Source organism: Elusimicrobiota bacterium, assembly GCA_016721625.1.
Lineage (GTDB): Bacteria > Elusimicrobiota > Elusimicrobia > FEN-1173 > FEN-1173 > JADKHR01.
In genome coordinates this window covers 2,320,329-2,346,961 of sequence record JADKHR010000001.1, presented here as the reverse complement: position 1 = coordinate 2,346,961, position 26,633 = coordinate 2,320,329, and the positions used below count along the sequence as shown (strand labels likewise).

Genomic DNA, 26,633 nt, shown 5'->3' with positions numbered 1-26,633 from the left:
CGGACAATTCAGTAGGACGCGAAGACCGGCCAGCCGCAAAGCCCCCGGCGCCTGGGTAATTCGGGTTAAAACGCCCACGCTTCATGGCCGGGCCGTCGCTCGGTCCTTACATTTTCCTGAGCGCCGTCATTTCATAATCCGCCCCCATCCCCATTTCCTTGGCGGCGGCGTCCAACACCTTTTGGACGTCGGAACGTTTCACCTTCGCCCCCTTTTTCACCGTGAAGCTCAACGCTTTGGTTTCCTGAACGGCTTTCACGTTCTCCAGGGATTTTTGCGATTGAAGATGGCTTTCCACCCATTCCGCGCACCCGCCGCAGACGAAGGCCTTGATCGTGGCGCTGTAACGACCGGGCGACAAGGGTTCCTCCGCCGCTTTTTTCGGGGGAACCGGAGCCGCCCCCAACAGGGCCCCCAACACCAACAACCCCGCCAACCGTATTTCCTTTCTCATCGTATACCTCCCGTTTCCCGCCGCTTCCATATTCCGTACAGGGGCGGGTAAATTAACAGTTCTAGGAGAAAGCTCGTCACGAGCCCTCCGACCAGAGGGGCGGCCACGCGTTTCATCAGGTCGGCGCCGGCGCCCGTGGACCACAGGATGGGCAGTAGCCCGATCATCGAGGTGAGGACCGTCATGAGTTTCGGCCGGATCCGCTTGACGGCGCCGTGGACCAACGCTTCCTCCAGGTCCGCCGGACCCCGAAGGCGCCCCGACCGTTTGGCTTCCTCATAGGACAGGTCCAAATACAACAACATGAAAACACCGGTTTCTGCGTCCAACCCCAGGAGGGCAATGAGGCCCACCCAAACCGCGATGGAGATGTTGTAGTTCAAGGCCCACAAAAGCCAGACCGCGCCCACCATGGAGAAGGGGACCGCTAAAAGAACGATCCAGGTTTTGGCCGCCGACCCCGTGTTCATGTAGAGCAGAACGAAAATCAAGAGGAGCGTGACAGGGACAACGATCTTCAACCGGTCCCGAACGCGGATCATGTTTTCATATTGGCCGCTCCAGACCAGGGTGGTGCCGGCGGGTAAAGACAGTTTATTCCCCACCAGCTCCTTGGCGTCCCGCACGTATCCACCGACGTCCCGGCCTTCGAGGTCCACGTAAACGTATCCCGCCAACCGCCCGTCCTCGTCCCGGATCATGGCGGGCCCCGAAACGAACCGGAATTCCGCCACCTGACCCAGGGGAACTTGGGCGCCGCCCATGGTGGAAACCAATACCCGTTTTAAGGCGGAGAGGTCGTCCCGGAACTCCCGGGCGTAACGGACGTTCACGCTGTAGCGTTCCCGCCCTTCCACGGTGGTGGTCACGGGCTCGCCGCCCACGGCGGCCATGAGCGTCATCTCCGCCTCTTGAACGGTCAAACCGAACCGGGCCAGGCGGTCCCGCCTCAGTTCCACGTCCAGAAAATAACCGCCCGCGGTGCGTTCCGCGTAGACGCTCCGGGTGCCCTTCACCTCCGGCAAGAGCCGTTCCAACCGGGCTCCCACCGCTTCGATCTGCGCGAGGTCCGTGCCGAAAATTTTAATACCCACGGGCGTGCGGACCCCGGTGGTCAGCATATCGATCCGGGCCTTGATGGGCAGGGTCCAGGCGTTAACGACCCCCGGCAGTTTCACGGCTCGATCCAGTTCTTGAATCAGCTCCTCCTGGGATATTCGGTCCGGCCACACCCGCCGGAAGGGCTCCTGTAGGAACCCCGGCCAGCGGGAATACCAGCGGGGTTTGGCCCGCCATTGGTCCCGGGGTTTTAACACGATGGTGGTTTCCATCATGGAAAAGGGGGCGGGGTCCGTGGCCGTTTCGGCCCGGCCCGCCTTTCCGAACACACGCTCCACCTCGGGAAAGCTCTTCAGGATTTTATCCTGGGTTTGGAGGAGGCGCTGGGCCTCCGTTACGGAGATGCCGGGCATGGTGGTGGGCATGTAGAGGAGAACACCCTCGTTTAAGGGCGGCATGAATTCCGAACCCAGTCGGAAATAGATCGGAACGGTGGCCGCCATTAAAAGCAGGGCCCCGCCCAGAGTTTTTTTGGGATGGCGGAGCGTCCAGCGGCAGACGGGTTCATAAAGGGCGAAGAGCCGTCGGCTGACCGGGTGTTTTTCCTCGGGGTAATAGGTCCCGACGGTCACCGCATTCCACACCCGCGAGAGGACAGCGGGCCGAAACCGCCAGGGGTCCATCCGTGAGAACAGCATGCGGAGCGCGGGGTCCAAGGTGATGGCCAGTACCGCCGCCAGGGCCATGGTGAGGTTCTTCGCATAGGCCAAGGGCTTGAAGAGCCGCCCCTCCTGGTCGACCAGCGTAAAAATCGGCACGAAGGCCACGGCGATCACCAGGAGCGAGAAAAAGACCGACGGCCCGACTTCCTGCAAGGCTTTTAAGCGCACCTCATGGAAATCGCCCTTCCGGCCGCCCGACGACCATTCCTCCAACCGCTTGTAGGCGTTCTCCACCTCCACGATGGCGCCGTCCACCAACACCCCGATGGAGATGGCGATGCCGGAAAGCGACATGAGGTTCGTGGTGAGTCCCATGAAATAGAGCGGGATAAACGCCAACAGAACGCTGACCGGAATCGTCACGATGGGCACGATGGCCGAAGGAATGTGCCACAGGAAAAATAGGATCACGAGGCTCACCACCACCATGGCCCCCGCCAATTCGTGGGTGACGGTTTCGATGGCCCGGTGGATCAAGTCCGACCGGTCGTAGGTCACCACAATCTCCATGCCCTTGGGCAAAGAGGGACGAATGTCCTCGATTTTGGCCTTGAGGCGATCGATGACGTTCAGGGCGTTTTCGCCCTGGCGCATGACCACAATGCCGCCCACGGTCTCCCCCAGCCCGTCCAAGTCGGCCACACCCCGACGGATGTCCGGACCCAGCACCACCCGGGCGACGTTTTTGACCAGGACCGGCGTGCCGTCCATGCCCTGACCCACGGCGATGTTTTCGATGTCGCGCAGATTCTTCAAATAACCGCGCCCCCGAACCATGTATTCCGCCCCGGCGAATTCCACCAGGCGCGCGCCCACGTCGTTGTTGCCTTCCCGCACGGCTTGGACGACCTTCATTAAGGGAACCCGGTGCGCCGCCAGGGCGTTGGGGTTCACGTTCACCTGGTATTGTTTCTGAAATCCGCCGATGGAGGCCACCTCGGCCACCCCCGGCACAGACTGAAGCCAATAGCGGAGCGTCCAATCTTGAAAACTCCGGAGCTGGGCCAGGTCGTGCCCACCCGTCTTGTCCACCAGCGCGTATTGGAACACCCAGCCCACGCCGCTGGCGTCGGGCCCGAGCTCGGTTTTAACACCCGACGGAAGTTGGGCTTGGATTTTGGACAGATATTCCAACACCCGGCTTCGGGCCCAGTAAAGGTCGGTGCCGTCCTGGAAAACGATGTAGACGTAGGAAAAACCGAAGTCCGAAAACCCCCGCACCGCCTTGACCCGCGGCGCGCCCAGGAGGGCCGAGACGATGGGGTAGGTCACCTGGTCTTCCACGATGTCCGGACTGCGGTCCCACTTCGAGTAGACGATGACCTGGGTGTCGGAGAGGTCCGGCAGGGCGTCCAGAGGAATGTGCTTGAGGCACCAGACCGCTCCGCCGCAGGCCACAAGGGTCAGCAACAAAACCAAAAACCGGTTGTGCGCCGAGAAGGCGATGATCCGGGCAATGAGCCCGATTTTTCCGCTGGCCCCTCCAGGGGACTCTTTCTCCGGCGCCTCAGTGGACATGGTCAGCTCCGCTCACCACCGCTTTCAAACGAGATTCCGAGTCGATCAAGAACTGGCCGGAGGCCACCACCTCGTCTCCCTCGCTCAGGCCCGACAAAACCTCAAAATCCTCTTCAGCTTCTCTGCCCACGGTGACGGTTTTGGGGACGTAATGGCCCGGCTCCGTTTTCACATACACCAATCGCCGGGTGCCGGTATCGATCAGCGCTTCCTTGGGAAGCGCCAGACGTTTTCCAAGTCCCACGTGGATGACCGCCTCCAAATACATTTCCGGCCGCAGTTCCTCGGCCCCCGCCGTGACGCGCACGCGGGCCCGGATCGTCCGGGTCGCGGGGTCCACCACGCGATCCAAAGACTCCACCCGGCCCATAACCTCTTGGTTCGACAGGGCGGGGGAGGTGAAGTCCACCGACTGTCCCGGCTTGACCAGGCCGGCTTCGTCCTCATAGACCTGAACATACACCTCGCGGGGTCCCGACCCCGCCAGGAGACCTTGCCCTCCCCCTCGGGCCATCTTGTCCATTTGGGCGTCCGACAGGCCCGACTGGGCCAGTCGAATGCGGGAAGATCGGAGCAGTCCTTCCGCGCGAGCGGCGGCCTCGGCGTTCCCGCCGGAAGCGGCGCGGTCCCGGGCCGCCAGAAATTCCCGGTGTTCGGCCAGGAGGGCGAAAAGGTCCGGATCATAAGAAACCCGCGCGCTGGCACGGACCAGGACCTCCAGTTCTTTTTTCTCCACCACCGCCGTCCGCACGCCGATCCACTGCTCTTTTTCCCCCGCCACATAAACGGGGGCGCGATCGCCCCCTTCGTCCGCCTTTCGATCCATGGGGAGAGCGGGTTCCACGGGCACGAGCGCCATGTGACAGATCGGACATTCCCCTGGGCGGTCGGAGGTATAACTGGGATGCATGGGACAATGATAGAGAGCCTGTTTCATCTCCGTGGGCGCGGAAGCCGGGCGACAGGCGTACCCGGCCAGGAGCGCCGTTGCCAAAAAGAATAATGGGATCTTGTTTTTCATGGGGTTCTCCTAGTGAGGGAGAGTGTCCAAGGGGACACCCACCCATTCTTCCAACATTCCCCAGTGGACGGCGTATTGCACCAGGGAATCCTGATAGTCGATCTCCGCCGCCGAAAGGGTCCGGAGCGCTTCCAAGAACTGGACGAACGGAAAGGAACCGCTTTCAAACCGCCGCCGGGAAAGTTCGAGGGAACTTCGGGCCGCGGGGAGAAGGACGGTTTCAAAACTCCTCGCCAAGGCAAGACGGGTCGCCACCTCGCCCCGCTCTGTCGTCACCGCCCGGAGCACCTCGTTTTCCATAGCCCGGGCCGACGATTGGGCGGACTCCATATGGGCGCGGGCCTCGCGCCGTTCCCCTTGGGGGCGGGACCACCAGAGCGGCACCGAAGCCGAGACGCCCGCCTCATAACCGGTCATCCCGTCGTCATCTTTCGAGCGGTCGTACATGACCGCCAGGTCCGGAGCGTAAGACAGCCGCGAGCGGCGGAGCTGGGCCCGGGCATGGGACTCTTCGTGTTGAGCCTGACGAAAAAGCGGCCCCTGGGCGCGGGCCTGTTCGATCAAGAATTCCACCGTTCCCGGCGGGTCTTTTAAGACAGGGACCCCGCGGGCCGAAAGGGGCGCTTCCGGCGATTGATCGAGGAGAGCGTTCAATTCAAACCGGACGGTTAGACGCGCCTGTTTTTCCATGAGGAGCATGTTGGACATGCGCCCGCGCTCCGCTTCCAGTGCGAAAAGGTCCGCGCCAGGGGGGCCTCCCCCCATCCCCCCCCCACCTCCGCCGGCCACCCGACCCCGGAGCGACGCCATAAGCGAATCAACGATCGCAATTTGATCCGAAATTCGCCGAGTGACTTCCTCCGCGCGACGGAGATCGAAATACAGAACCCGCGCCCGGCTCCGAATCGCCAACGCCTTCTGCCTAGATTGCTCTTGCAGAACCTGGGCCTCGTGGGCCGTCATCCGCGCGTCCTGGGTGAGTTTCCCGGGAAAGGGAATTTCTTGTTCCCCCTTCAGGTGGCTCATCTTCTCCCCACCGGGTATTTTCTCCCGGGAGAATCCCACCGACGGGTTAGGCCACGTCCCGGCCGGGCCCACCCGCCCCTCCGCCGCCGAGGCCGCGGCCCGAACGGATTTCAGTTCCGGGCTCCGCGTGTCCACCGCGCTCAACAAGTCCTCTAGAGACAAAAACTCCGCTAAAGGAGGTTCCGCTCCCGCCGCTACCGAAACCATTAAAATCATGATCATTCCTGAAATTTTCATTTTTCCCCCTATGCTACGCAAACGCACGAATGCCGTCCCCGCAAAAGCGGGGCCGGTTCAGACAGAGCGGGGAAAGAACGGTGCCCCCGCCCGTTTAGGCCAGGGGAGGACCGCGAGGAGAAGTGTGCGAGGGGAATCGTCCCAAAACCCCGGGAGGGGCCTGGGCTTCAAAACAAATGCGGGAAACAAAATCCGGAACCGGCGTAACCGTGAGGACGGAAGACGCGACCAATGTGCCGGAAAAACGAGGTGAAGGCAGTGCCACCGCCGTCGTCGCCCCCCGGGTCGCTTCTGGAACGAGACAGCACACCATGGTGTCGCAAGGAACGCCGGGCCCCGCTTTGTGGGCCGCCATTTTTCGATGGCAAGGCGGAAGGTCCGACCGCTCTGCGGCCGGCCGGGCCGCCGTTTCATGCCCATTGGGGCAAACCTTCCCCGGCAGGGCATAGACCCCGAATAGGAAAAGCCCGCAAAGCGCAACCGCCGACCGTCGCATAACCAGAGTATGACTCCAATCCGCCCTTTTTGCAAGGGCCCGGAACCATCTCCTCCTGTTGACCTGCCCGCGCCCGCCCAGGCGATCCGGGGCCGGGCCTGCCACGGAAGATTTCACTCCCCCAGGATTTTGACCACCACCCGCTTCCGCCGTTGGCCGTCGAACTCCATGTAGAAAATCTGTTCCCAGGGGCCCAGGTCCAACGCGCCTTTCGTGATGGGGAGAATCACTTGGTGGCCCATGAGCGTGCGTTTCAGGTGCGCGTCGGCGTTGTCTTCCCCGGTGCGGTGGTGGAGGTAGTCCCCGGCGGGAGCCAGCTTCTCCAACCACGCCATCACGTCCTCTTTCAGCCCCGGTTCCTCGTCGTTGACCCAAATGGCGGCGGTGATGTGCATGGCGGAAACCAAACAGAACCCTTCCCGCACGCCGCTTTTTTCCACCTGACCGGCCAGGACCGAAGTAATGTTCAAAATCTCCCGCCGCTTTTTCGTCGTCAACCAGAGGTAGTCGGTATGGCTTTTCATTTAAAGTTCAGGATGCCGGGCCGCGGTTTCTGATCGAAAGCGCCACTCCACCCAGGTTTTGGCGGCGAGGGTGACGAGGGCCAGGAGCGCCAAGAGGGAAGCCACGGCGAAGGCGGCGGCAAAATTGTATTCGTTGTAAAGGATTTCCACGTGCAGGGGGAGGGTGTTGGTCCGGCCGCGGATATGGCCGCTCACGACCGAGACCGCCCCGAATTCGCCCATGGCGCGGGCGTTGCAAAGAATGATTCCGTAGAGCAAACCCCATTTGATATTGGGAAGCGTCACGCGCCAAAACATCTGCCAGCCGCTGGCGCCCATCACGAAAGCCGCCTCTTCTTCCTCCGTGCCCTGGGACTGCATCAGCGGGATCACTTCCCGCGCCACGAAGGGGAAGGTCACGAAGATCGTCGCCAGAACGATCCCCGGGACGGCGAACAAAATCCGGATCCCGCGGTCGGCCAACCAGGGGCCGAACCAGCCTTGGGCCCCAAACATCAGGACGAACACCATGCCGGAAATCACCGGCGAGACGGAAAAGGGTAAATCGATCAGCGTGATAAGAAAATTCTTTCCCGGAAAACGAAACCGCGCGATGGCCCAGGAAGCCGCCAGGCCAAAGACCAGATTGGCCGGCACGGCGATGGCCGCGGTCAAGAGCGTAAGGCGGACCGCCGACAGGGCCATGGGGTCCACCACAGCGCGGCCGAAAACGGCCAAGCCCTTGGAAAAAGCGTTCACAAAAACGGAAAGGAGCGGGACGACGAGAAAAAGTCCTAAAAACAGAAGACTGGCCCCGATGGCCATCCGTTGAACCCAGCGAGGTTCCGTGAGAGTGCGGGCCGGGGAGGCCCCGCCGATCCGCGTGAGGGAAGAAGCGCCGCCGGCCATTATTTTTCCCCGCTCCGCCGTCTGCTCCAGGCCTGGAGCAGATTGATCGTCAACAACAGGGAGAAGGAGATCCCCAGCATGACCACGGCGATGGCCGCGGCCCCGGCGTAGTCGTATTGTTCCAATTTCGTCATGATGAGGAGCGGCGCGATCTCCGTTTTCATGGGCATGTTGCCCGAGATGAAAGCCACGGACCCATATTCCCCGACTCCCCGAGCGAAGGAAAGGGCGAACCCTGTGAGCAGGGCCGGGACGAGCGGCGGGAACACCACGCTCCGAAGCGTCTGCCAACGAGAGGCTCCCAGGGTCTGGGCGGCTTCCTCCATGTCGGGTTCCGTGGCCTCCAGCACCGGCTGAAGGGTCCGCACGACGAAGGGCAATCCGATAAAGATCAAGGCGATCACCACCCCCAGGGGGGCGAAAGCCGCCTGGATTCCCCATCGGGCCAGTGGCGCGCCCAGCCAGCCGGTGGGCGCGTAAACGGCGGTCAAGGAAATGCCGGCCACGGCGGTGGGCAACGCGAAGGGCATATCAACGATGGCGTCCACCAGTTTTCGGCCCGGGAAAGAATAACGCACCAACACCCAAGCGACCAAGAGCCCGAAGACGGTATTGACCAGGGCCGCCAGGGCGGAGGCCCCAAAACTGAGTCGGAAAGCCGCCAGGACCCGGGGAGAGGAAAGGATACCCCAGAACTCAGGCCCGGTTAAATGGAAAGCCTTGGCAAACAGGGTGGACAACGGGAGGAGGACAATGAGGCAAAGATAGAACAGGGTAAAGCCCAGCGAAAGGCCAAACCCGGGGAGAACGCCTGGTGATTTCTTAAACGCCTTCATGGAGACAGAGATTGTATCGCTTTGGCCGATAGGGGGGAACTGCCCCGCCCGGGCCTGTCTGCCCGGGCGGGGCGCGCCCTTCTTTCCTTACCGCCCGGGTTGGTAGATTTGGTCGAACACCCCGCCGTCCGCGAAGTGGGTCTTCTGGGCCTTTTGCCAACCGCCGAATAATCCATCGATGGTGAACAGGTTCACCTTTGGAAAAAGGTGGCTGTATTCGGTCGCTACGCTTTCCAGTCGCGGTCGGTAGTGGTGCTTGGCCGCGATCGTCTGTCCTTCCACCGTGTAGAGATATTTCAGATATTCTTCCGCCACTCGGCGGGTTCCACGCCGATCCACCACTTTGTCCACCACCGCGACCGGCGGCTCGGCCAAAATGCTCACCGAGGGAATGACGATTTCAAACCGGCCTTTCCCTAAATCTTCCAGCGCGAGAAAAGCCTCGTTCTCCCAGGCGATCAGAACGTCCCCGATGCCCCGTTCGACGAAAGTCACCGTCGCTCCCCGAGCGCCCGAATCCAGCACCGGGACATTTTTGTAGAGCTTACCCACGAACTCCATGGCTTTGGCCTCACTCCCGAACTTCTTCAGGGCATACCCCCACGCCGCCAAATAGTTCCAGCGGGCGCCGCCGGAAGTTTTAGGGTTTGGGGTGATGACCGTCACGCCGGGGCGGATGAGATCGTCCCAATCTTTGACGCCCGTGGGATTCCCTTTCCGCACCAGGAACACGATGGTGGAGGTGTAGGGCGAACTGTTCGACGGAAGGCGTTCCTGCCAATCCTTCGGGAACAACCCCGCTTTCTCCGAGATCGCGTCCACGTCGTAGGCCAGGGCCAAGGTGACGACATCGGCGTCTAACCCGTCGATGACCGCCCGGGCCTGTTTGCCGGAACCACCGTGGGACTGCTCCACCGTCACGTCGTCCCCCGTTTTCGTCTTCCAGTAGGAAGCGAAGGCCTTGTTGTACTCTTGATACAGCTCCCGCGTTGGGTCGTAGGAGACGTTCAACAGTTTAATTTCTTTGGCGGCCAGGGGGGAACCGATCCACACCCCCAAAACGGCCACCGCTGACAAAAACCGAATCGAATGCTTTAACATGGGGTTTCTCCTGTTAAGCTATTAGAATGCGAGCTGAACGCGGGTCAGAATCGCCCGCTCCACGGGCCGATGGCCGGTCCCGGCCGCCCCCGATCAAAGGAGGTGTATTCGTAGTTGGATTGGATCTTGACCGTATTGGTCGCATACCAGTTCAGCCCGCCGGTCCAGGACCGCGCCGTTTGCGCGGAGGACGTCAAAGACGCATAGGTCGGAAAGGTCGCCTTATCCGCATTGAATTGGGAATAACGGCCCGCCACTTCCAATGCGCCCCAACCGGGTTTCCCGACCTGGTAAGGCTGACGCGGCGTGACCCCTTTTTCCGTCACGTCTTCCCCGGTCAACACATAGCTCGCCGCCACCTGCCAGGAGCGATGGGTCAAATCGGTGGTTTGCAGAGTGGTCGTGGACTGAACGGCTTGACGGCTGGCCACGTATTCCCCCAGAACCCCGAATCGGCCCGGATACCACGTCAACTGGGGAGACCAACGGGTCCGATTTCCCGCCGCCACGGCGCGGCCGGAGGTATACGTGAAGAAGTTGGTTTGCGCGTTGGTTTTATAGCCCGACGTCAACCCGGGCGCGGCGGACGTTCCCACCTGACGACCGGTGGATCCGGCAATTCCAACACCTAAACCGGCCAAGAGCGGTTGAGCCGACGTCTTGAGCGGTTTCAGGAAAAGGCGTCCGGTGAACTCTTTCCGATCGTTGGTATCGGTGTTGTCCACGTTGGTTCCGTCCACGGCGCCGTTGGTCACGGCGAAGGCGTAACTCAAACGGCCGTCCAAGGGTTCTCCCCACAGTTGAACGCCCTGGTCAAAGATCGGCACCAGTTGGGTGGGAAGCGCGCGCTCGATAAAAGTGAGCTTCGTGCTTGATTTCAGGTTCTCGAGGCCCAGCGGCGCTTTGAAACGGCCCGTGCGGAATTGGACCAACGGATGAAACGCCAGGTTGATGTAGGCGTCTTCGATGGTCGCGGTCCCCTGGCCGAAGTTGGTTTGGAGTCGCCCCGTGATCCACTTATTAAGGGACACTTCAAACGTGGGGCGTGCGCGACGAAGAAGGAACGTGTCCGTCAACCCTTTGGCCGTGTCCTGGGCATCGTTCAAGAAGAACCGGCTGTCCGCCTGAATATCGCCGGTGATCTTAAAGACAAAGGACCCGTCCGGCGCCTTCACGCTGAACCCATCTTTGGAATTCGCCGTCACCACGGGCGTCTCTTTGGCCTTGGCGGCGGCGTTTTCTTGATCGACTTCGTATTTCCTCTCTAAGATGCTTTGACGCTGTTCCAACTGAATCAACCGATCGGCGGCGCTGACAGCATCTTCGGCCTTGACCGACGTCCAACCGAAAGCGCTCAACACGATCGCCCCGGCCACTGCCCATTGCTTCTTCATTGTCTTTCTCCTTTTCATTTTTTGGGCCGGGTCCAAATAAAAAGACCCGTGCCACGTTATGCGGCACGGGTCGCAGGAAAATAATTTTCCGTGAACTCGACCGCTTTAGCACCCTGTTCACTCTGATGAGTCGGCCGGGGCAAGTTGGTTCTTAAAGCCTCGCCGTTAGGCGTGGCCCCAGTTTTCCCGCGGCGACACGGGTTTGGGACCTCGCCGTTCACTTCAACAAATCCGATCCTGCAAAAAAAAGACCCGTGCGGCTAAAAAAGCGGCACGGGACATGACAGAGCCCTGGTACTTCGCCGCTTTAGCCCCCTGTGCGCTTTTTAAGCCGGTCGGGGCAAGTTGGTTCTTAAAGCCTCACCGTTAATTTTCACTTTATACCTAATCATAATCGATTTGTCAAGCGCTTTCATATTCTGCAGATTGTCAATTGAATTGACAATCTGCAGGGATGGGAAACTGAACCCCACCGAGGCCATGGCGTTCTATGTGGCCTCCTATCTGGAAAAGGACCACGCCGTTATAAAGAGAATAAATCCCCAGCCGTTATTTTAAAAACCGCGCTTTCCCCGAACACGTTGGGCCAAATCCGCGCCCGCCCGGTTCGGGTGAGCCCCTCTCGAGCCAGTACCCGGAGACCCTTTTCAAGACAGAACTCTTCGAAATCTTTCAGGCTCAAGAAATGGATGTTGGGCGTGTTGTGCCAATGGTAAGGCAGGGCGGGGGACAACGGGGTTCTCCCCCGAAAGAACACGTCGATCCGGGCGCGCCAGTGGCACATATTAGGAAACCCGATGATGGCCTTTTTTCCGACCCGCAGGGCCTCTTTCAGAACGAACTCCACGTTCCGGGTTTCCTGCATGCTTTGATTGAGAATGACGTAATCGAAAGATTTGTCGGGAAACTCGCCCAACCCGCCCTCGATGTCTCCGTGCAACACTGTGAGCCCTTTTTCCACGCATTCGTAAATGGATTCTTCCCGCAGTTCGATGCCCTGGGCCTTCACCCCCTTCTCTTTGACCAGGAGGGCCAGGAGATCGCCCTTTCCGCACCCGAGATCCAAAACCTTGGCGCCGGGTTCCACCATTCGGAGAATGGCTTCGTGGTCAGGGCGCATGGGTTTTGGCGATGAACGATTTAATGAGGCGGGTTTGCTCGTCATACTCCACCAAAAAGGCGTCGTGGCCGTAGGTGGAGTTCACTTCCACGTAGGTGACGTCGCCGTGCTTCGAGCGGAGGGCGGTCACGATGTCCCTCGACTGATAGGAGGGATAGAGCCAATCCGACTTGAAGGAAACAACCAGAAATCGAGGGATCGGCGTGCCGGGTTTAAAAAGTTTGTCGCCGGACAAATCAAAATAGTCCATGGCGCGGGTCACGTAGAGGTAACTGTTCGCATCGAACCGGCGGACGAAATGCGCCCCGCGGTTGCGCAGGTAGCCTTCGACTTCGAATTCGGCGTCGAAGGTGAATTTGAACCCTTCATTTTTCATCCGGCGCGAAAATTTTTCCTCCATGGACTGGTCGGACATGTAGGTAATGTGCCCGATCATCCGCGCCACCGCCAAACCCCGCTCGGGTTGGCCGTGGCCGTAATAATCCCCGCCCCGCCAATCCGGGTCCGCCATGATGGCCTGGCGGCCCACCTCGTCGAAAGCGATCTGTTGGGGAGAATGTTTGAGCGTGGCGGCGATGGGGATCACGCTCCGCACCCTCTCGGGGTAACGGGCCGCCCACTGAAGCGCTTGCATTCCCCCCATGGACCCCCCCGCCACCGCCAACCAGGCGGGGACCCCCAGATGGTCCATCAAGTGGCGTTGGGCTTCCACCATGTCGGCGATCGTAACGACCGGAAAATGAATACCATAGGGTTTTCCTGTTTTCAGATCCGTGGAGCCCGGCCCCGTGGACCCGCGACAGCCCCCGATGACATTGGAGCAAACAATAAAGTATTTGTCGGTGTCGAAGGCCTTCCCGGGACCCACCATGGGGTCCCACCAGCCGGGTTTAGGTTCCCCCGCCACCAGGCCCGCCACGTGGGCGTCCCCGGTGAGGGCGTGAAGAAGGAGGATGGCATTTCCCCCGCGATCGTCCAGCCGGCCATAGGTTTGGTAGGCGAGCGTCACAGGCCCCAACTCTTGACCGGAGGCCAACATCAGGCGGTCAAAAGTAAAGGATTGGGTCTGGACAGGGCCGATGGATGAAAGGAGATCGGTCATGGATCAACCCCCCACCCTCTCCCTGCCCTCTCCCGCGAGCGGGAGAGGGAAAGAGAGGCCGGAAAAGCAAAGGAGAAGATACATCATGACGCGAGCCTTTAGCTCCCTCTCCCGCTTGCGGCCCATCGTAGAGCGATGGGCCCCTGGGGCGCCAAAGGCGCTGATGCGGGAGAGGGCTGGGGAGAGGGTGGGGGTTGAATCATGCCTGTTTCAAGGCCTGGTCGATATCCGCCAGAATGTCGTCGATGTGCTCGATCCCAACGGAGAGGCGGATGAAGTCCGGCGTCACGCCCGTGGCCTTTTGTTCTTCGGCCGACAGCTGGGAGTGCGTGGTCGTGGCCGGATGGATCGCCAGCGTTTTGGCATCGCCCACATTCGCCAAATGGCTCACCAGTTTCAAGCCGTCGATGAATTTCCGGCCCGCCTCCAGTCCCCCCTGGATGCCGAACCCCAAAATGGCGCCGGCGCCTTTCGGGAGATATTTCTTCGCGCGGGTTTGTTCGGGGCTGTCCGCCAGCCCGGGATAGTTGACCCAGGCCACTTTGGAATGCTTTTTGAGGAAGGTCGCCACGGCCAGGGCGTTCTCCGAATGGCGCGGCATACGAAGGTGGAGCGTCTCGAATCCCTGGAGCAGAAGGAACGAGTTGAAGGGCGAGATCGCCGTTCCCAGGTCGCGGAGGAGCGTCACCCGGGCTTTAATGATGTAGGCGATGTTGCCGATCGGTTTCAACGCTTCGACGAACCTGATCCCGTGATAAGAAGGGTCGGGATCGGCGATCAACGGAAACTTTCCGTTGGTCCAATCGAATTTCCCCGAATCCACGATCAAACCGCCGATGGAGGTCCCGTGACCGCCGATGAACTTGGTGGCGGAATAAACGGTGATGTCCACGCCGTGGTCGAAAGGACGAAGCAGGTAGGGCGACACGGTGTTGTCCAGGACGAACGGAATCCCCGCCGCGTGGGCGATTTTGGAGATCCCTTCCAGGTCGGCCACGTCCAGTTTGGGGTTACCGATGGATTCGGCGTAGATCGCCTTGGTTTTGGGCGTGATCGCCTTCTTGATGGCGTCCAGATCGTTGGACTTGGCGAATTTCACCGTCACACCGAGTTTCGGGAACGTGTAGTGGAACAGGTTGTAGGTGCCGCCATAGAGATTGTCGGCCGAAACAATCTCGTCCCCGGCCTGGGCGATGTTCAGCAGAGCCAAGCTGATGGCCGACTGCCCGCTGGACACCGCCAGGGCGCCCACGCCGCCGTCCAGGGCCGCGATGCGTTTTTCCAGAACGTCGGTGGTGGGGTTCATGAGCCGGGTGTAGATGTTGCCGAACTCTTTAAGACCGAACAGGTTGGCCGCGTGTTCGGTATTTTTGAATTGGTAACTGGTGGTTTGGTAAATGGGCACCGCGCGGGACCCCGTGGTGGGATCCGCCTCTTGCCCGCCGTGCAGGGCCAACGTTTCCGCTTTGAGCTTGCTATCGAACTGTGTCATGGGAGTACTCCGTTTTTAGGCGGGGCAATAAAAAAAGGCCCCCACCGGATGTTGCGGTGCGGGCCTTCAGAAAATCTTGAGGGACTCGGACCGCTTTAGCACCCTGTTCGCTCACAACCTCGAGCCGGCCGGGGCAAGTTGGTGATTAAAGCCTCGCCGTGAGGCGTGGCCCCAGAATTTCTTCCGTTACGCAGGTTCGGGGCCCCGCCAATCACAAGAATCCTAACAAAGACCGCCCCCTCATGTCAAATGCACAGATTGATTTCCCACCCAGAGAAAACACCCATCGGCGTATTTTCAGGTTAATTGCGGAACGGGAAATCATTCTGAGAGAGGTTCTGCCCGACGTCCTTTCGCCATGGTTTTTTCCCGAGCGACACCCACCTTCCCCGGTCCAGCGTCTCCAAGAGTGCCGGTGATTGTTGATCAGGGAAGAGGTGGTGCTTTTATTTCCACCTTGTCGCCGTTCAGCGATTTCAAGAAATTCACCAGATCTTTTTTCTCGGCTTTCGTCAGGCCCAGGGGTTTCATTTCCTTGTCCCGCCAGGGGTTGGGGAAACCGCCTTTATTGTAATACTCCACCACGGATTCCAAGGTCTTCTCGGAACCGTCGTGCATGTAGGGCGCGGTGTGGGCCAGGTTGCGGAGGGTGGGGGTTTTGAAAGCGCCGCGGTGGGCCATGTCCTTCGTCTCTTTCTCGCGGCCGAGGTCGGGATCCTTCGCGGTCATGCCGACGCCGATGTTGTGAAAGTCGGAGTTGGAGAAGTTGAACCCCGTGTGACAGACACTGCAATTGGCCTTGCCGAAAAAGAGTTTCAATCCCCGTTGCGCGGAGGCGGAAAGCGCTTTTTTATCCCCCGCCTCGTAGAGGTCGTAGGGCGAGTTCCCCGTCAACACGGTTCGTTCGAACGAGGCAATGGCCTGGGCCACCCGGTCGATGGTGATCTCCGACGATCCAAAAGCCTGTTCGAAGAGGGGCCCGTAGCCGGGGATACCCCTCAGCGTCGCCACGGCGGCTTCATGGGTGTTGCCCATCTCGATGGGGTTTTGGATGGGGCCCTTGGCCTGTTCTTCTAAACTCGGCGCGCGGCCGTCCCAAAACTGTTTATCGTAATAAGCGCTGTTCAACACCGACGGAGCGCTCCGGGCCCCCTTTTGCCCCCGGATTCCCGTCGAAACGGGAGCCTGGTCGGTCCACCCTTTTTTGGGGTTGTGACAGGTGGCGCAACTGACCGTTTTGTCCGCGGACAGCCGAGTATCGAAGTAGAGGGCCTTCCCCAAAGCGACCTTGGCGTCCGACAGGGGGTTGTCCGTCGGCACCGGCGGTTTTTTGAGACCCGTCGGAACGGGATAGGGATAATCCGCGGACTCTTCCCACTCCGCCACCGCACCCCCCGCCAAGAAACCAACGATAGACAGCGAAATCAACCCTCGAACAACCGAATTCATGCCCATGGAAGACTCCTTTCTGTGGATAAAATTCACCCGAATTTTAGAATAAACGCTGCAAAAGCAGAACCCTTCTCAAGTTTTTCCAGGCTGGTTCCCCACCAGGCGTTAGGGGGCACGCCATGCTCGGGGTTGACAAGAAAAAAAATTCCCTTTATCCTTCAGATATGAAAGATGGAACGAAAGGTTTTTTTCGAGATTTCGGATTTACGCTGATCGAGCTTATGATTGTCGTCGCCATCATCGGAATTTTGGCCGCCATAGCCATTCCGAAATTTGGGGACTTAATACAGAAGTCCCGGGACGCTTCCGTACAGGGAGATCTGGGCGGACTGCGGTCCGCGATATCCATTTACTACGCCGATACGGAAGGATTGTTTCCTTCCGACCGCCTGACCTGCTTGACGACCGGGGGGCGGTATTTGGAATCGATCCCAACCCCAAAAGTCGGGATCCACGACAGGGCAACAACCGTTTTCACCAATGATCAAGGAGGTCTAAACGCAATCTTTACAACCGACAATGGCAACTGGGTCTACTGGAACTGGACGATTAGCAACACTTTTAACGGGGTGACTGGAACCCAAGGAAAATCATGGGTAGGGTGTACCCATGCCGACGCCAAAGGGATTCAATGGTCGATTCACTAACCGAGGTTCTCCCGTCGACGCGGAGCCAGAATCCCCTGTCCACCTCCCCTAACCCGAAATCCTCAGTTGCGTCGCGGTTCGGCGACAAAACAGACGGGAGGGAAAATTCCCGTTTATTCCGGCGGGCGGGAAGGAAAGGTTTTGGGCGTGGGGGGTTTGGTTTCCGGACCGAAGCGGAAATTAAGGGAAAAGCGGTGGCTGAGACCGAGATCGCCCAGGGTGACCAGGGCGTAGTCCAGGCCGAAAGATTTCCCGCCGAAACCAAGCCCACCGCTGAACCCGCTCAGGGTATCTTGTCCCTCGCTTTGGTTGTTGTAACCGCCCCGGAGGGAAACCTTCATCGGACCCTCCAACGGAAGATGGTATTCGGCGCCCAGGGCGAAATAAGAGTCTCCCGCATTCGGAAACACGGCGTCCGCGGCCAGGTCCCAGCGGGGGGAGGCGGCAAAGACCGCGCCGCCCCGAACTTGGGTCGGAAGGGCCTGGGATTTGGATCCGTAGGTGATCGAGGGGCCCACGTTCGAAAGAACGGCGGCCCAGCGAAGCCGTCCCTGGCTGAACAGCGGAGATAAAACCCCCGCGTCCAAAGCGAAGGTCGATCCGGTGTTCACCAATTTGGATTGGATGTATTTTCCCCCCACCCCCAGGCAAACCCCCGAAACCTCGCGGGCATACCCCAGGGAAAGCGCCAGGTCGTTGGGGGTCAGGTGGCCGGTGGTGTTTCCATTCACATCAATTTGTTCAACATCCCCCTGGGAAAGGAATTGGGCGCCCGCGCCGAAGGCGCCGTCCCGGCCCACCCGGCGGCCGAAACCGGCGAAATCGAAAAAAAGTGTTCCCTCATAGGTCGCATGGAACAGGGAGGCGGAGGGCCGGAGCAGGCCGCGAAGGGCCGCCGGATTAGCAACCAGAGCGCTCGCGTCGTTCACCGCGGCGGCCTGGGCTCCGCCCATACTGGAAGCGCGGGCGCTCGTGTCCAAGGTCAAGAAAGGGACCGCGGCCGTTTTGGCTTTCGCCCATCCAGAGGTGGACGCCAGACAAAAAAATAGGGCGGGGGACAGGGTCAGGACGAAGATTCCTCTCATCGGGCTTTCAACCCTCCCCGAAGGGCCGCGTCGATCTTGGCGCCGAAATATTCGCCGCCACAACGGGGGCCTTCGAGGGGCATGCGTTAAGACGCGGGCGGGGTTTGGAGAGCGCGCATGTAGTGGGCTCGCTCGAAGGCGGAGGGGTCGGGGCAATTGATCTGAGAGAGGCTTCCCCGAAGTTGTTTGACGGATTCGTATTCGTTTTTTTCCATCCACTCCCGAATTTCCTTTTCAACGAGAGGGAGATGTTTCAGTCCGTGGCGATAGAGAGCCGAGGCGATCATGGCCACGTTGGCGCCCACCATGAGCATCTTTAACGCGTCGCGGCCGGTATGGACGCCGCTGGTGGCGGCGAAATCGGTCTTCAATCGGCCGTGAAGGATTCCGATCCAGGTCAAAGGCAGTCGCGCGGCCTGGGGCGTGCTCCAGAGGACTTTCGGACGGATGTCGATGTTCTCCAAATCCACGTCGGGCTGATAGAACCGGTTGAACAGGACAAGCCCGTTGGCCCCGGCGTCCACGAACCGTTTGGCCATGTTCGCCATGTTCGAATAAAACGGACTGCATTTGACGGCCAGCGGGAATTTTGACCGCCGCCCGGACGGTCCGAACGATGTCGACGGCGTTGTCCTCCACCTGGGATCCCGACGCGTTCAGATCGGTGGGGATAACGTAGATATTCAATTCCAGGGCGTCCGCGCCGGCTTCCTGGATTTTTTTGGCGTATTCGATCCACCCTCCCGCGGAACTCCCATTCAGGCTCGCGATGACCGGGATGCGGAGGGCTTTCTTGGCTTTCCCGATGTGCTCGAGGTATTCCTCGGGCCCCAAGATCGCGGTTTCGGATTCGGGGAAATAGGTCAACGCCTCGGCGAAACTCTCCGTGCCCTGGGTGGTGCGCTCGAACATCTCTTCTTTGTCCTGGCGGAGCTGTTCCTCGAATAGCGAGTGGAGCACCACCGCCGCCGCGCCGCCGTCTTCCATTTTTTTCAAGGTGTCCAAATCGTCCGCCAAGGTGGACGCCGAGGGGACCAGCGGAGACCGAAGTTTCATCCCCAGATAATTGGTCGAGAGATCAACGGGCATGGAGGCTCTCCTTTTAGTTCGCCGGGGCCGAAGCGGGGACGGCCGCGGGGGCGGCCTGGCCGTTGGCCACTGGTCGGCTGGCCATATGCTGGTACAAAGCCCAGCGGGAATCCGTGTCCACCTGGGACCGTCCCCACAGATCCTTGGCGTGTTCCGGCGCGGTTTTCGTCAACATCTTGAAGCGGTTTTCCCGCAGGTAAAAGTCCTCCATTTTCATGGCGGCCGGGCGGGAATCGATCACGAGGGGGTTCTGGCCCTGGGCGATGCGGCGGGGATCGTGGCGGTAGAGGAGCCACTGGCCGCTTCCCACGGCGGCCTTCTGGCTGTCCAACGCCTTGGTCATGTTGATGCCGTGGGCGATGCAATGGCTGTAGGCGATGATCAGGGACGGCCCGTCGAAGGATTCCGCCTCGAGGAAGGAGCGGAGGGTCTGTTCGTCCCGGGCGCCCATGGCGACCTCGGCCACGTAGATGTTGCCGTAACTCATGGCCATGAGGCCCAGGTCTTTCTTAACGGAGGATTTCCCCCCCGTGGCGAACTTGGCCACGGCGGCCCGGGGCGTGGCTTTGGACAACTGGCCGCCGGTGTTGGAGTAGACCCCTGTGTCGAGCACCAAGATGTTCACGTCCATTCCGCTGGCGAAAACATGGTCCAATCCGCCGAAACCGATGTCGTAGGCCCAGCCGTCTCCGCCCACGATCCACACGCTTCGGCGAACCAAGACGTCCGCTAGGTCCGTGAGCCGCGCGGAAATTTGGCCGGGAATGGATTTCAGCTTTTCCTTCAGGATCTTGACCCGTTCCCGTTGGTCGTAAATCCCCGCCTCGTCCCGTTGTTTGGCCTCCAAAAGGCCGGTGACCAAGTCGTCCCCCAGCTGGGAAGCGAGTTTTTTCACCAGGTCCCGGGCGATCTCCATCTGTTGGTTGACCGACAGGCGGAACCCCAGGCCGAACTCCGCGTTGTCTTCAAAAAGCGAGTTGGACCAGGCCGGTCCCCGCCCGTCTTTGTTCTTCGTCCAGGGAGTCGTCGGCAAATTGCCGCCGTAGATGGAGGAACACCCCGTGGCGTTGGCGATCAGCGCCCGGTCGCCCCAGATTTGGGAGAGAAGTTTCAAATAGGGGGTCTCACCGCAACCGGAGCAGGCTCCGGAGAACTCGAAGAGGGGGGTTTGGATCTGAACCTGGTTGATCCGCTCCATCTTCAGTTTCCGGTGATCGTATTCCGGTAGATTCAAGAAAAAGTCCCAGTTCTCTTTTTCCGCCGCACGGAGCGGGGGCTGGGGCCGCATGTTGATGGCCTTGAGTTTCGCCTCGGACTTGTTGCGGGCGGGGCAAATTTCAACGCATAGGTTACAGCCGGTGCAATCTTCCGGGGCCACTTGGAGAAGGAACTTTTGTCCTTTCCAGTCCCGCTCGATGGCGTCCCGGCTTTTGAACGTCGCGGGGGCGTTGGCGAGCAGGGCCGGTTCCACCACTTTGGAGCGGATGACACTGTGGGGGCAAATCATGACGCACTTGTTGCACTGAATGCAGGTGGCCGTGTCCCACACGGGAATTTCCTGGGCCAAATTGCGTTTTTCGAAGGCGGCGGTGCCCACGGGGAAGGTGCCGTCAATGGACATGGCGCTCACGGGCAAGCTGTCCCCCTGGTTCCGGATCATGGTGCCGATGACGTCTCGGACATAGGCCGGGGCGCCCTCAGCCACGGAGGGAGGAAGTTCTTTCAGGCTGGTCGCCTTCGCCGGGATTTTGACTTCGAACATATGTTCCAGGGACATGTCCACGGAACGAAGATTCATTTGCACCACTTCGTCGCCTTTTTTGCCGTAGGCTTTGATAATGGAGTTTTTGATTTGTTCGATGGCCCGTTCCCGGGGAAGGACGTTGGAGATCCCGAAAAAACAGGACTGCATGACGGTGTTGATCAACCCCCGGAGCCCCGCCTCTTTGGCGACGAAGTTGGCGTCGATGACGAAGAAGCGGAGTTTCTTGGAAATGAGTTTTTCCTGGAAGATGCGGGGAAGTTGATCCCAAATCTCGTTGGGGCCGAAAGAAGTGTTGAGGAGGACCGTCCCCCCCACCTTCATTTGGTCCAAGAGGTCGAACCGCTCCAAAAAGACGGGGTTATGAATGCCCAGGAAATCCGCCTCCGAAATCAGGTAGGGCGCGTGGATGGGTTCGGGGCCGAAACGCAAATGGGAAATGGTGATGGACCCGGCTTTCTTCGAGTCGTAGACAAAATAGCCTTGGGCGTACCCCTCGGTGTTTTCCCCGATGATTTTGATGGAGTTCTTGTTGGCGCTGACCGTGCCGTCCGAGCCCAAACCATAGAAAAGCGCCCGCACGCCGTTTTTCGGCTCGGCGGAAAAATGGGGGTCCCAGGGGAGGCTCGTGTGGCCCACGTCGTCGTTGATCCCGATGGTGAAATGCCCCTTCGGTTTCGCGGCCGACAAATTGTCGAAAACCGCTTTGGCCATGCCCGGAGTAAAATCCTTTGACGAAAGTCCATATCGACCGCCGACAATGATGGGCACCGTTTTGAACGGGGCGGCATTCGCGGCGATGGCCTCGAACACGGTGCTGACGAGCCGGACTTTCAGCACGCCTACTTTCCCCCCGGCGGCGTTCAACACTTTCGCGGTTTCTTCCGCGGTTTCTGCGGCCGAACCCATGATAATGATCACCCGGTCCGCGTCCGGCGCGCCCACGTAGTCGAATAGCTTGTAATGCCGACCCGTCAATTTGGCGAAACGATCCATCAGCTCCTGGGTAATGCCGGGACAGGCGTCGTAGAAGGGATTGACGGTTTCCCGTCCTTGGAAATAGACATCCGGATTTTGGGCCGAGCCCCGCATGACGGGCTTCTCCGGGGTCAGGCCCCGGGCCCGGTGGGCGTGGATATCGGCATCGTCGATCAAGGCGCGGAGGGTGTCGTCTTCCAAATAGGCGACTTTTTGGACTTCGTGGGAGGTGCGGAACCCGTCGAAGAAATGGACGAACGGGATGCGGGACTTCAACGTCGCGGCCTGGGAAATGGCGGCGAAATCCATGGCTTCTTGGACGGAAGCGGAACAGAGCATGGCCCACCCGGTTTGCCGGGCGGCCATGACGTCTTGGTGGTCGCCGAAAATGGAAAGGCCCTGGGCCGCCAGGGAGCGGGCGGCCACATGGAAGACGGCGGGAGTGAGTTCCCCGGCGATCTTGTACATGTTGGGAATCATCAAAAGGAGACCTTGGCTGGCGGTGAAGGTGGTGGCGAGCGAGCCCGTTTGGAGCGCACCGTGAACCGCGCCGGCCACGCCGCCTTCGCTTTGCATCTGGTAGATGTAGGGCACGTCTCCCCAAATGTTCTTTTTCATCTCATACATCCAGGCGTCGGACCATTCGGCCATGGTGGAGGAAGGGGTGATGGGATAAATGGCGATGACTTCGTTGGTGCGGAACGCGACGGAGGCGACGGCTTCGCCGGCGTCAATGGTTTTAAATTGTGTATCGGACATGGCTTGGAAACCTCTGGGGTTTGGATCTCGTTCGGCCCGTGACGATCCACGGGCGGGGAAAACGGGGATACCGAACGGAAGAAGCGAAGTCTGAGGACCGATCATATGAAAACCGGAGCGGATTGGCATCCCCCCCCGGACCCGAAAATGGTAAAAACCCTGTCCATGGGCGTCGCCGACCTCTCCCCGGTGGTTCCAGCCACCGCCACATGGGTAAAAATCCGCTACCAAATGACGGCCTCCTTGCCCGGAACGGACCTCACCGCGCGGTTATGGTCCGGCTCAATGGAAGAGGGGGTCACGGTCAAGGGCCCCGACGGAGAAGTCTTCATTAAACTCCGGCAACCCCAGAACCTCTCCTACGCCCATCCCGAGGGAATCACGTTAAAACTAAAGGTCGTGGCCTACAAGAATGGGCCCAGCGAAAATTCGGGGAAATCCCCGTTCCCCCTCGTTTGAGGTTATAATGGCCTGTCGCCATGTGGAAAAACGTCCGTTACTTAATCAGTGAAACCGACCCCACCCGCCTGGGCCCTTCCCGCTCGGAGGTAAGCTTCGTGGGCCGCTCCAACGTGGGAAAAAGCACCCTGATCAACGCCCTTTGCGGCCAGGTGATTGCCCGCGTTTCCCGCACCCCCGGGAGAACCCGGATGATCAACGTTTTTTCGGCGGGACAGGACCGATGGTTGGTGGACCTTCCCGGCTACGGATACGCCGAGGTCCCCAAGAACGAACGCCGGGACTGGGGCCCCATGATCGAAGGGTACCTGACGGGCCGACCCAATCTGCGCATGGTTTTTTGCCTCATTGACGCCAAGGTGGGCCCCACCCCCCTGGACCTGCAGATGCACGAGTGGATGGTGGACCAAAAGATCCCCTGGCGCATCGTCGCTACCAAGGCGGACCAGGTCCGCTCCACCCTGGCCGCGAAACAACGCGAGACCATCGCCCAAATGTTCGGCCTTCCACCAAAAGACGTGGCCTGGGTCAGCGCCCGCGAGGGGCGAGGAATGCAGGAGCTGAAGGCCGAGGTGGTCCGATGTTTGGACAGCAAAGGAACAACGCCACCCTGATTTAACCTCGGCGTCAAAACTCCACCCGCATCCCCAGAACCCCTCGAAGGCCCTTTCGACAAACGGAATTCGGCCGATTGACGATGTCCCCCCCGTACCATAGAATGAGGACGTGCTTGTCTTAAAAATCCTCGTTTCATTCCTGAAAGCGCTGAACGAGAAGGCGTCCCCCCGGGCGTTGGCGGGAGGGTTTGCCTTGGGGGCGGTCATCGGGTTGACTCCCAAGGGAAGCCTTCACAATGTCGTGATCGTTCTCCTGATCTTTCTCCTCCCCGTCAACAAAAGCGCCTCCTTGGTCGCGGTCGCCGTTTTTTCTCTTTTCTCCTATCTCTTCGATCCCGTTTTCAACCGCATCGGCGAATTTCTCCTGACGCTGCCGTCCCTCCGGGGTTTCTGGACCGCCTGCTACAACACGCCCGTCCTCCCATGGACGCGATTCAACAACACCCTCGTCCTGGGAAGTTTGATCTCGGCCCTCCTCCTTTTCGCTCCGATCTTCATCCTCTCGACCCGGCTGGTGAAGACCTACCGGGAACGCGTGATCGCCGTGGCGTCCAAGTGGAAATTGTTCCAGCTCATGAAAGTTTCCAAACTCTACATGCTCTACGAGAAACTCTCGTGATCCGCTGGGGCCGGCTGGCGCTTCTTCTCACCCCCCTCGTCCTCGTCTGGGCGGGGACCCATTTTTTCCTGGACCGCGGCATTCGTCAGGCCATCCAAACCGCCGGCTCGGCGGCCGTGGGAGCCCAGGTGGACGTGGCGGGGGTCAGCACCAGCTTCTGGCGCCTGTCGGCCACCGTCAGGGGCCTGGCCGTGACGGACCCGGAGGAGCCCATGACGAACGCGGTCGAGGTCGGCGCCCTGCGGTTGAAATTAGAACTGAAACCCCTCTTTTGGCGGAAGTTTATCGTGGAAACGGCAGAGATTTCCAACATCCGAACCGGAACCCCCCGGCGCACATCGGGGGCGCTTCCGGACAAGGTGAAATCCTCCGCGCCCAAGGAAAAACCGTCGGCCGTCGGTAAAGTTGCCGATGACGCCTGGGGCAACCTGAAAGACGCCTACGACCCCAAGAAACTGGTCTCTCCGGAAAACCTCGCGTCCTATCGGAAAGCCATCGCCGAACGGGACCGGCTCACCGCCCTTTCCGCCGACTGGAAAAATCGGACCAAGAACCTCGACGTGAAAGACCTGTCGCGCCGGGCCCAAGAGTTTGCGGACAAGGTCAAGAGGGAAAAGATTTCCGGCGTGGAAGGCGTGATCAAGGTGCAGGCCCTCCTGAAAGAGGAAGGACCTCAAAGGCGACCTGTCCGAAGCGCAGAAATTAGTGAAAACTCTAGGGACGGATGTGCGGAAAGAAGTCGCCGAGGCCAAAGAGACGGTGAAGGAGATTGACCGCCTGCGCCGAGCGGACGTCGACAAAGCCGTCGCCCAGGTGAAGTCGGGTTTTTCAACGGAAGGGTTGACGAAGGGGCTCCTGGGACCGGCTTGGTCTGCGAAACTGGAGAAGGCCCTCGGCTGGATCGAGAAAGGCCGACGCCTGGCGGGGTCGGATGGAAAAGAAAAGAAAGCGGAAGAAACCCCGAAACCTATTCCGACCCGGCAGGGGAAAGACATCCCGTTCCCTTTCCATTACCACTGGCCGACCTTTCATTTGAAGCGCGCCGCCCTTTCCGGGGAGACGCCCGGGGGACTGGCCTATGAGGGGACCCTCCAGGACGTAACCTCCGACCCCAAACGGCTCGGCAAGCCGTCCGTGTTGCAGTTGGCGGGCCGGTCGGGAGAACGGGCGCTGAAGGTGGACGCCACTCTGGACCTGACCACCGAGGTTCCCCGTGAGAAGATCAACGCGGACTATACGGGGCTTCCGTTGAACGGTCTCCGTCTCGGCTCCCTGGACGGGGGCCCTATTTCCATCGAGCGGGGCCGCGGGAACGTGAACGCCCGCGTCGAAGCCCGTGGGGACGCCCTGGGCGGGACGATCCGCTTGGACGGCGCCGGCTTGGCGCTGGAGCACGCCGGGGCCGCCAAACCCAATCGGCTGACCGCCGCCTTGGAGAACGTGCTGAAAGGCATCACCGAGGCGAAAATCGGCGTGGAGCTTTCCGGCACGATCCAAAACCCTCGGTTCGCTTTGAACACCACCGTGGACGACCAAATTCGCGGGGCGTTGAAAGGCGCCCTGGACCAGGAAGTGGCCAAACTCCGGGGCGATGTGGAAAAGGAAATCGGGAGCCTGGTGGACAAGGAAACCGCCCAGCTCACCTCTCTCATCGAAAAAAGCGCGGGGCCCGCTTTGGAAAAACTGAACCTGAACGAAAAGGACATGGCCGGGGTTCAAGAGAAAATCAAAAAGACTCTGGACGACCTGGCCGGAAGCGGGACCAAATCCCTCAAAATCCCGGACTTCAAGGGACTGTTCAAGAAAAAATAGGAGGCTCCATGCCCGTTGCCGAATCCATTTCCGGCGTCACCGTAAAACTGAAGGCCAATGTTTATTTTGACGGGAAGGTGGTGAGCCATTCCCTCCTTTTCCCGAACGGCGCCAAAAAAACCGTGGGTCTGATCGCGCCCGGCACTTTTCATTTTAACACCGACGCCCCGGAACGGATGGACATTTTGGCGGGGTCCTGCCGGGTCAAACTCGCGGGAGAATCCTCTTGGAAAGACGTCCCGGCCGGCGGAAGTTTTAACGTCCCAGGAAAATCGTCTTTTGACATCGCCGTGGCGAACGGCTTGACGGAGTATCTGTGCAGTTTCGAGTCGTAATCACCGCAGGGTGGATTTGCCTGGCCACC

The 26,633-nt window shown here is 60.0% G+C and carries 22 protein-coding genes and 2 pseudogenes; 7 read left to right on the top strand and 17 right to left on the bottom strand.

Annotation, left to right across the window (positions count from 1 at the left end; genetic code table 11):
• Positions 1–106: 106 nt before the first annotated feature.
• The 14 genes from IPP35_10165 to IPP35_10100 form a co-directional block, all read right to left on the bottom strand.
• Positions 107–454: a hypothetical protein gene (locus IPP35_10165; protein ID MBL0059453.1), complete on the bottom strand. Its 348-nt coding sequence runs from the start codon at positions 452–454 to the stop codon at positions 107–109.
• Positions 451–3,753, bottom strand: coding sequence for an efflux RND transporter permease subunit (locus IPP35_10160; protein ID MBL0059452.1), 3,303 nt, complete (start codon positions 3,751–3,753; stop codon positions 451–453). The genes IPP35_10165 and IPP35_10160 overlap by 4 nt, the downstream gene beginning before the upstream one ends.
• Positions 3,743–4,774, bottom strand: coding sequence for an efflux RND transporter periplasmic adaptor subunit (locus IPP35_10155; protein MBL0059451.1), 1,032 nt, complete (start codon positions 4,772–4,774; stop codon positions 3,743–3,745). Before IPP35_10155 ends, IPP35_10160 begins: the two co-directional genes overlap by 11 nt.
• A gap of 9 nt (positions 4,775–4,783) precedes the next feature.
• On the bottom strand, positions 4,784–6,037 hold the full coding sequence (locus IPP35_10150; protein MBL0059450.1) for a TolC family protein: 1,254 nt from the start codon (positions 6,035–6,037) through the stop codon (positions 4,784–4,786).
• A gap of 94 nt (positions 6,038–6,131) precedes the next feature.
• Entirely contained in the window at positions 6,132–6,533 is a 402-nt protein-coding gene (locus IPP35_10145) for a hypothetical protein (GenBank protein MBL0059449.1), read from the bottom strand.
• 113 nt (positions 6,534–6,646) lie between these two features.
• A complete protein-coding gene (locus IPP35_10140) occupies positions 6,647–7,057 on the bottom strand; it encodes a YjbQ family protein (protein ID MBL0059448.1) in 411 nt (136 codons plus the stop codon).
• Positions 7,058–7,945: a sulfate ABC transporter permease subunit CysW gene (cysW, locus tag IPP35_10135; protein ID MBL0059447.1), complete on the bottom strand. Its 888-nt coding sequence runs from the start codon at positions 7,943–7,945 to the stop codon at positions 7,058–7,060.
• Complete coding sequence (gene cysT / locus IPP35_10130) at positions 7,945–8,781, bottom strand: sulfate ABC transporter permease subunit CysT (protein MBL0059446.1); 837 nt, start codon at positions 8,779–8,781, stop codon at positions 7,945–7,947. Before cysT ends, cysW begins: the two co-directional genes overlap by 1 nt.
• Positions 8,782–8,868: 87 nt before the next feature.
• Positions 8,869–9,882 carry a sulfate ABC transporter substrate-binding protein gene (locus IPP35_10125; protein MBL0059445.1) on the bottom strand — a complete coding sequence of 338 codons (1,014 nt, stop codon included), beginning with the start codon at positions 9,880–9,882 and terminating at the stop codon, positions 8,869–8,871.
• Between the two features lie 44 nt (positions 9,883–9,926).
• On the bottom strand, positions 9,927–11,276 hold the full coding sequence (locus IPP35_10120; GenBank protein ID MBL0059444.1) for a porin: 1,350 nt from the start codon (positions 11,274–11,276) through the stop codon (positions 9,927–9,929).
• A gap of 523 nt (positions 11,277–11,799) precedes the next feature.
• Positions 11,800–12,396, bottom strand: a complete 597-nt coding sequence (metW, locus tag IPP35_10115; GenBank protein ID MBL0059443.1) for a methionine biosynthesis protein MetW — start codon at positions 12,394–12,396, stop codon at positions 11,800–11,802.
• Positions 12,386–13,498 carry a homoserine O-acetyltransferase gene (locus IPP35_10110; GenBank protein ID MBL0059442.1) on the bottom strand — a complete coding sequence of 371 codons (1,113 nt, stop codon included), beginning with the start codon at positions 13,496–13,498 and terminating at the stop codon, positions 12,386–12,388. Before IPP35_10110 ends, metW begins: the two co-directional genes overlap by 11 nt.
• 199 nt (positions 13,499–13,697) lie before the next feature.
• Positions 13,698–14,990 (bottom strand): O-acetylhomoserine aminocarboxypropyltransferase/cysteine synthase, encoded by a 1,293-nt coding sequence (locus tag IPP35_10105; protein ID MBL0059441.1) that lies wholly within the window; start codon positions 14,988–14,990, stop codon positions 13,698–13,700.
• Between the two features lie 426 nt (positions 14,991–15,416).
• Positions 15,417–16,439 (bottom strand): cytochrome-c peroxidase, encoded by a 1,023-nt coding sequence (locus tag IPP35_10100; GenBank protein ID MBL0059440.1) that lies wholly within the window; start codon positions 16,437–16,439, stop codon positions 15,417–15,419.
• Between the two features lie 167 nt (positions 16,440–16,606).
• On the opposite strand from IPP35_10100, the pseudogene IPP35_10095 reads away from it, so the two are divergent.
• Positions 16,607–16,717: pseudogene (locus tag IPP35_10095) on the top strand (prepilin-type N-terminal cleavage/methylation domain-containing protein).
• Between the two features lie 485 nt (positions 16,718–17,202).
• On the opposite strand, the gene IPP35_10090 reads toward IPP35_10095, so the two are convergent.
• From IPP35_10090 to nifJ, 3 genes and pseudogenes are all read right to left on the bottom strand, one after another.
• Positions 17,203–18,174 carry a PorV/PorQ family protein gene (locus IPP35_10090; protein ID MBL0059439.1) on the bottom strand — a complete coding sequence of 324 codons (972 nt, stop codon included), beginning with the start codon at positions 18,172–18,174 and terminating at the stop codon, positions 17,203–17,205.
• An 86-nt stretch (positions 18,175–18,260) separates the two neighbouring features.
• Positions 18,261–19,263 (bottom strand): annotated as a pseudogene (locus IPP35_10085) (dihydroorotate dehydrogenase-like protein).
• Positions 19,264–19,276: 13 nt separating this feature from the next.
• The gene (nifJ, locus tag IPP35_10080; protein ID MBL0059438.1) at positions 19,277–22,762 is read right to left on the bottom strand and encodes a pyruvate:ferredoxin (flavodoxin) oxidoreductase; all 3,486 of its coding nucleotides are present in this window, start codon (positions 22,760–22,762) and stop codon (positions 19,277–19,279) included.
• A 105-nt stretch (positions 22,763–22,867) separates the two neighbouring features.
• Between nifJ and IPP35_10075 the strand changes: the two genes are divergently transcribed.
• From IPP35_10075 to IPP35_10050, 6 genes are all read left to right on the top strand, one after another.
• Positions 22,868–23,221 (top strand): hypothetical protein, encoded by a 354-nt coding sequence (locus IPP35_10075; protein ID MBL0059437.1) that lies wholly within the window; start codon positions 22,868–22,870, stop codon positions 23,219–23,221.
• Between the two features lie 20 nt (positions 23,222–23,241).
• Positions 23,242–23,835 (top strand): ribosome biogenesis GTP-binding protein YsxC, encoded by a 594-nt coding sequence (gene ysxC / locus IPP35_10070; protein ID MBL0059436.1) that lies wholly within the window; start codon positions 23,242–23,244, stop codon positions 23,833–23,835.
• Positions 23,836–23,947: 112 nt separating this feature from the next.
• Complete coding sequence (locus IPP35_10065) at positions 23,948–24,457, top strand: TIGR03546 family protein (GenBank protein MBL0059435.1); 510 nt, start codon at positions 23,948–23,950, stop codon at positions 24,455–24,457.
• Entirely contained in the window at positions 24,454–25,230 is a 777-nt protein-coding gene (locus tag IPP35_10060; GenBank protein MBL0059434.1) for a hypothetical protein, read from the top strand. Before IPP35_10065 ends, IPP35_10060 begins: the two co-directional genes overlap by 4 nt.
• Positions 25,184–26,269, top strand: a complete 1,086-nt coding sequence (locus IPP35_10055) for a hypothetical protein (protein ID MBL0059433.1) — start codon at positions 25,184–25,186, stop codon at positions 26,267–26,269. The genes IPP35_10060 and IPP35_10055 overlap by 47 nt, the downstream gene beginning before the upstream one ends.
• Before the next feature lie 8 nt (positions 26,270–26,277).
• Entirely contained in the window at positions 26,278–26,604 is a 327-nt protein-coding gene (locus tag IPP35_10050) for a pyrimidine/purine nucleoside phosphorylase (protein MBL0059432.1), read from the top strand.
• Positions 26,605–26,633: the final 29 nt, after the last annotated feature.

Coding starts and splice junctions, on each gene's coding strand:
- IPP35_10165 (MBL0059453.1), bottom strand. CDS start 454: ATGAGAAAGGAAATACGGTTGGCGGGGTTGTTGGTGTTGGGGGCCCTG.
- IPP35_10160 (MBL0059452.1), bottom strand. CDS start 3,753: ATGTCCACTGAGGCGCCGGAGAAAGAGTCCCCTGGAGGGGCCAGCGGA.
- IPP35_10155 (MBL0059451.1), bottom strand. CDS start 4,774: ATGAAAAACAAGATCCCATTATTCTTTTTGGCAACGGCGCTCCTGGCC.
- IPP35_10150 (MBL0059450.1), bottom strand. CDS start 6,037: ATGAAAATTTCAGGAATGATCATGATTTTAATGGTTTCGGTAGCGGCG.
- IPP35_10145 (MBL0059449.1), bottom strand. CDS start 6,533: ATGCGACGGTCGGCGGTTGCGCTTTGCGGGCTTTTCCTATTCGGGGTC.
- IPP35_10140 (MBL0059448.1), bottom strand. CDS start 7,057: ATGAAAAGCCATACCGACTACCTCTGGTTGACGACGAAAAAGCGGCGG.
- cysW (MBL0059447.1), bottom strand. CDS start 7,945: ATGGCCGGCGGCGCTTCTTCCCTCACGCGGATCGGCGGGGCCTCCCCG.
- cysT (MBL0059446.1), bottom strand. CDS start 8,781: ATGAAGGCGTTTAAGAAATCACCAGGCGTTCTCCCCGGGTTTGGCCTT.
- IPP35_10125 (MBL0059445.1), bottom strand. CDS start 9,882: ATGTTAAAGCATTCGATTCGGTTTTTGTCAGCGGTGGCCGTTTTGGGG.
- IPP35_10120 (MBL0059444.1), bottom strand. CDS start 11,276: ATGAAGAAGCAATGGGCAGTGGCCGGGGCGATCGTGTTGAGCGCTTTC.
- metW (MBL0059443.1), bottom strand. CDS start 12,396: ATGCGCCCTGACCACGAAGCCATTCTCCGAATGGTGGAACCCGGCGCC.
- IPP35_10110 (MBL0059442.1), bottom strand. CDS start 13,498: ATGACCGATCTCCTTTCATCCATCGGCCCTGTCCAGACCCAATCCTTT.
- IPP35_10105 (MBL0059441.1), bottom strand. CDS start 14,990: ATGACACAGTTCGATAGCAAGCTCAAAGCGGAAACGTTGGCCCTGCAC.
- IPP35_10100 (MBL0059440.1), bottom strand. CDS start 16,439: ATGAATTCGGTTGTTCGAGGGTTGATTTCGCTGTCTATCGTTGGTTTC.
- IPP35_10090 (MBL0059439.1), bottom strand. CDS start 18,174: ATGAGAGGAATCTTCGTCCTGACCCTGTCCCCCGCCCTATTTTTTTGT.
- nifJ (MBL0059438.1), bottom strand. CDS start 22,762: ATGTCCGATACACAATTTAAAACCATTGACGCCGGCGAAGCCGTCGCC.
- IPP35_10075 (MBL0059437.1), top strand. CDS start 22,868: ATGAAAACCGGAGCGGATTGGCATCCCCCCCCGGACCCGAAAATGGTA.
- ysxC (MBL0059436.1), top strand. CDS start 23,242: ATGTGGAAAAACGTCCGTTACTTAATCAGTGAAACCGACCCCACCCGC.
- IPP35_10050 (MBL0059432.1), top strand. CDS start 26,278: ATGCCCGTTGCCGAATCCATTTCCGGCGTCACCGTAAAACTGAAGGCC.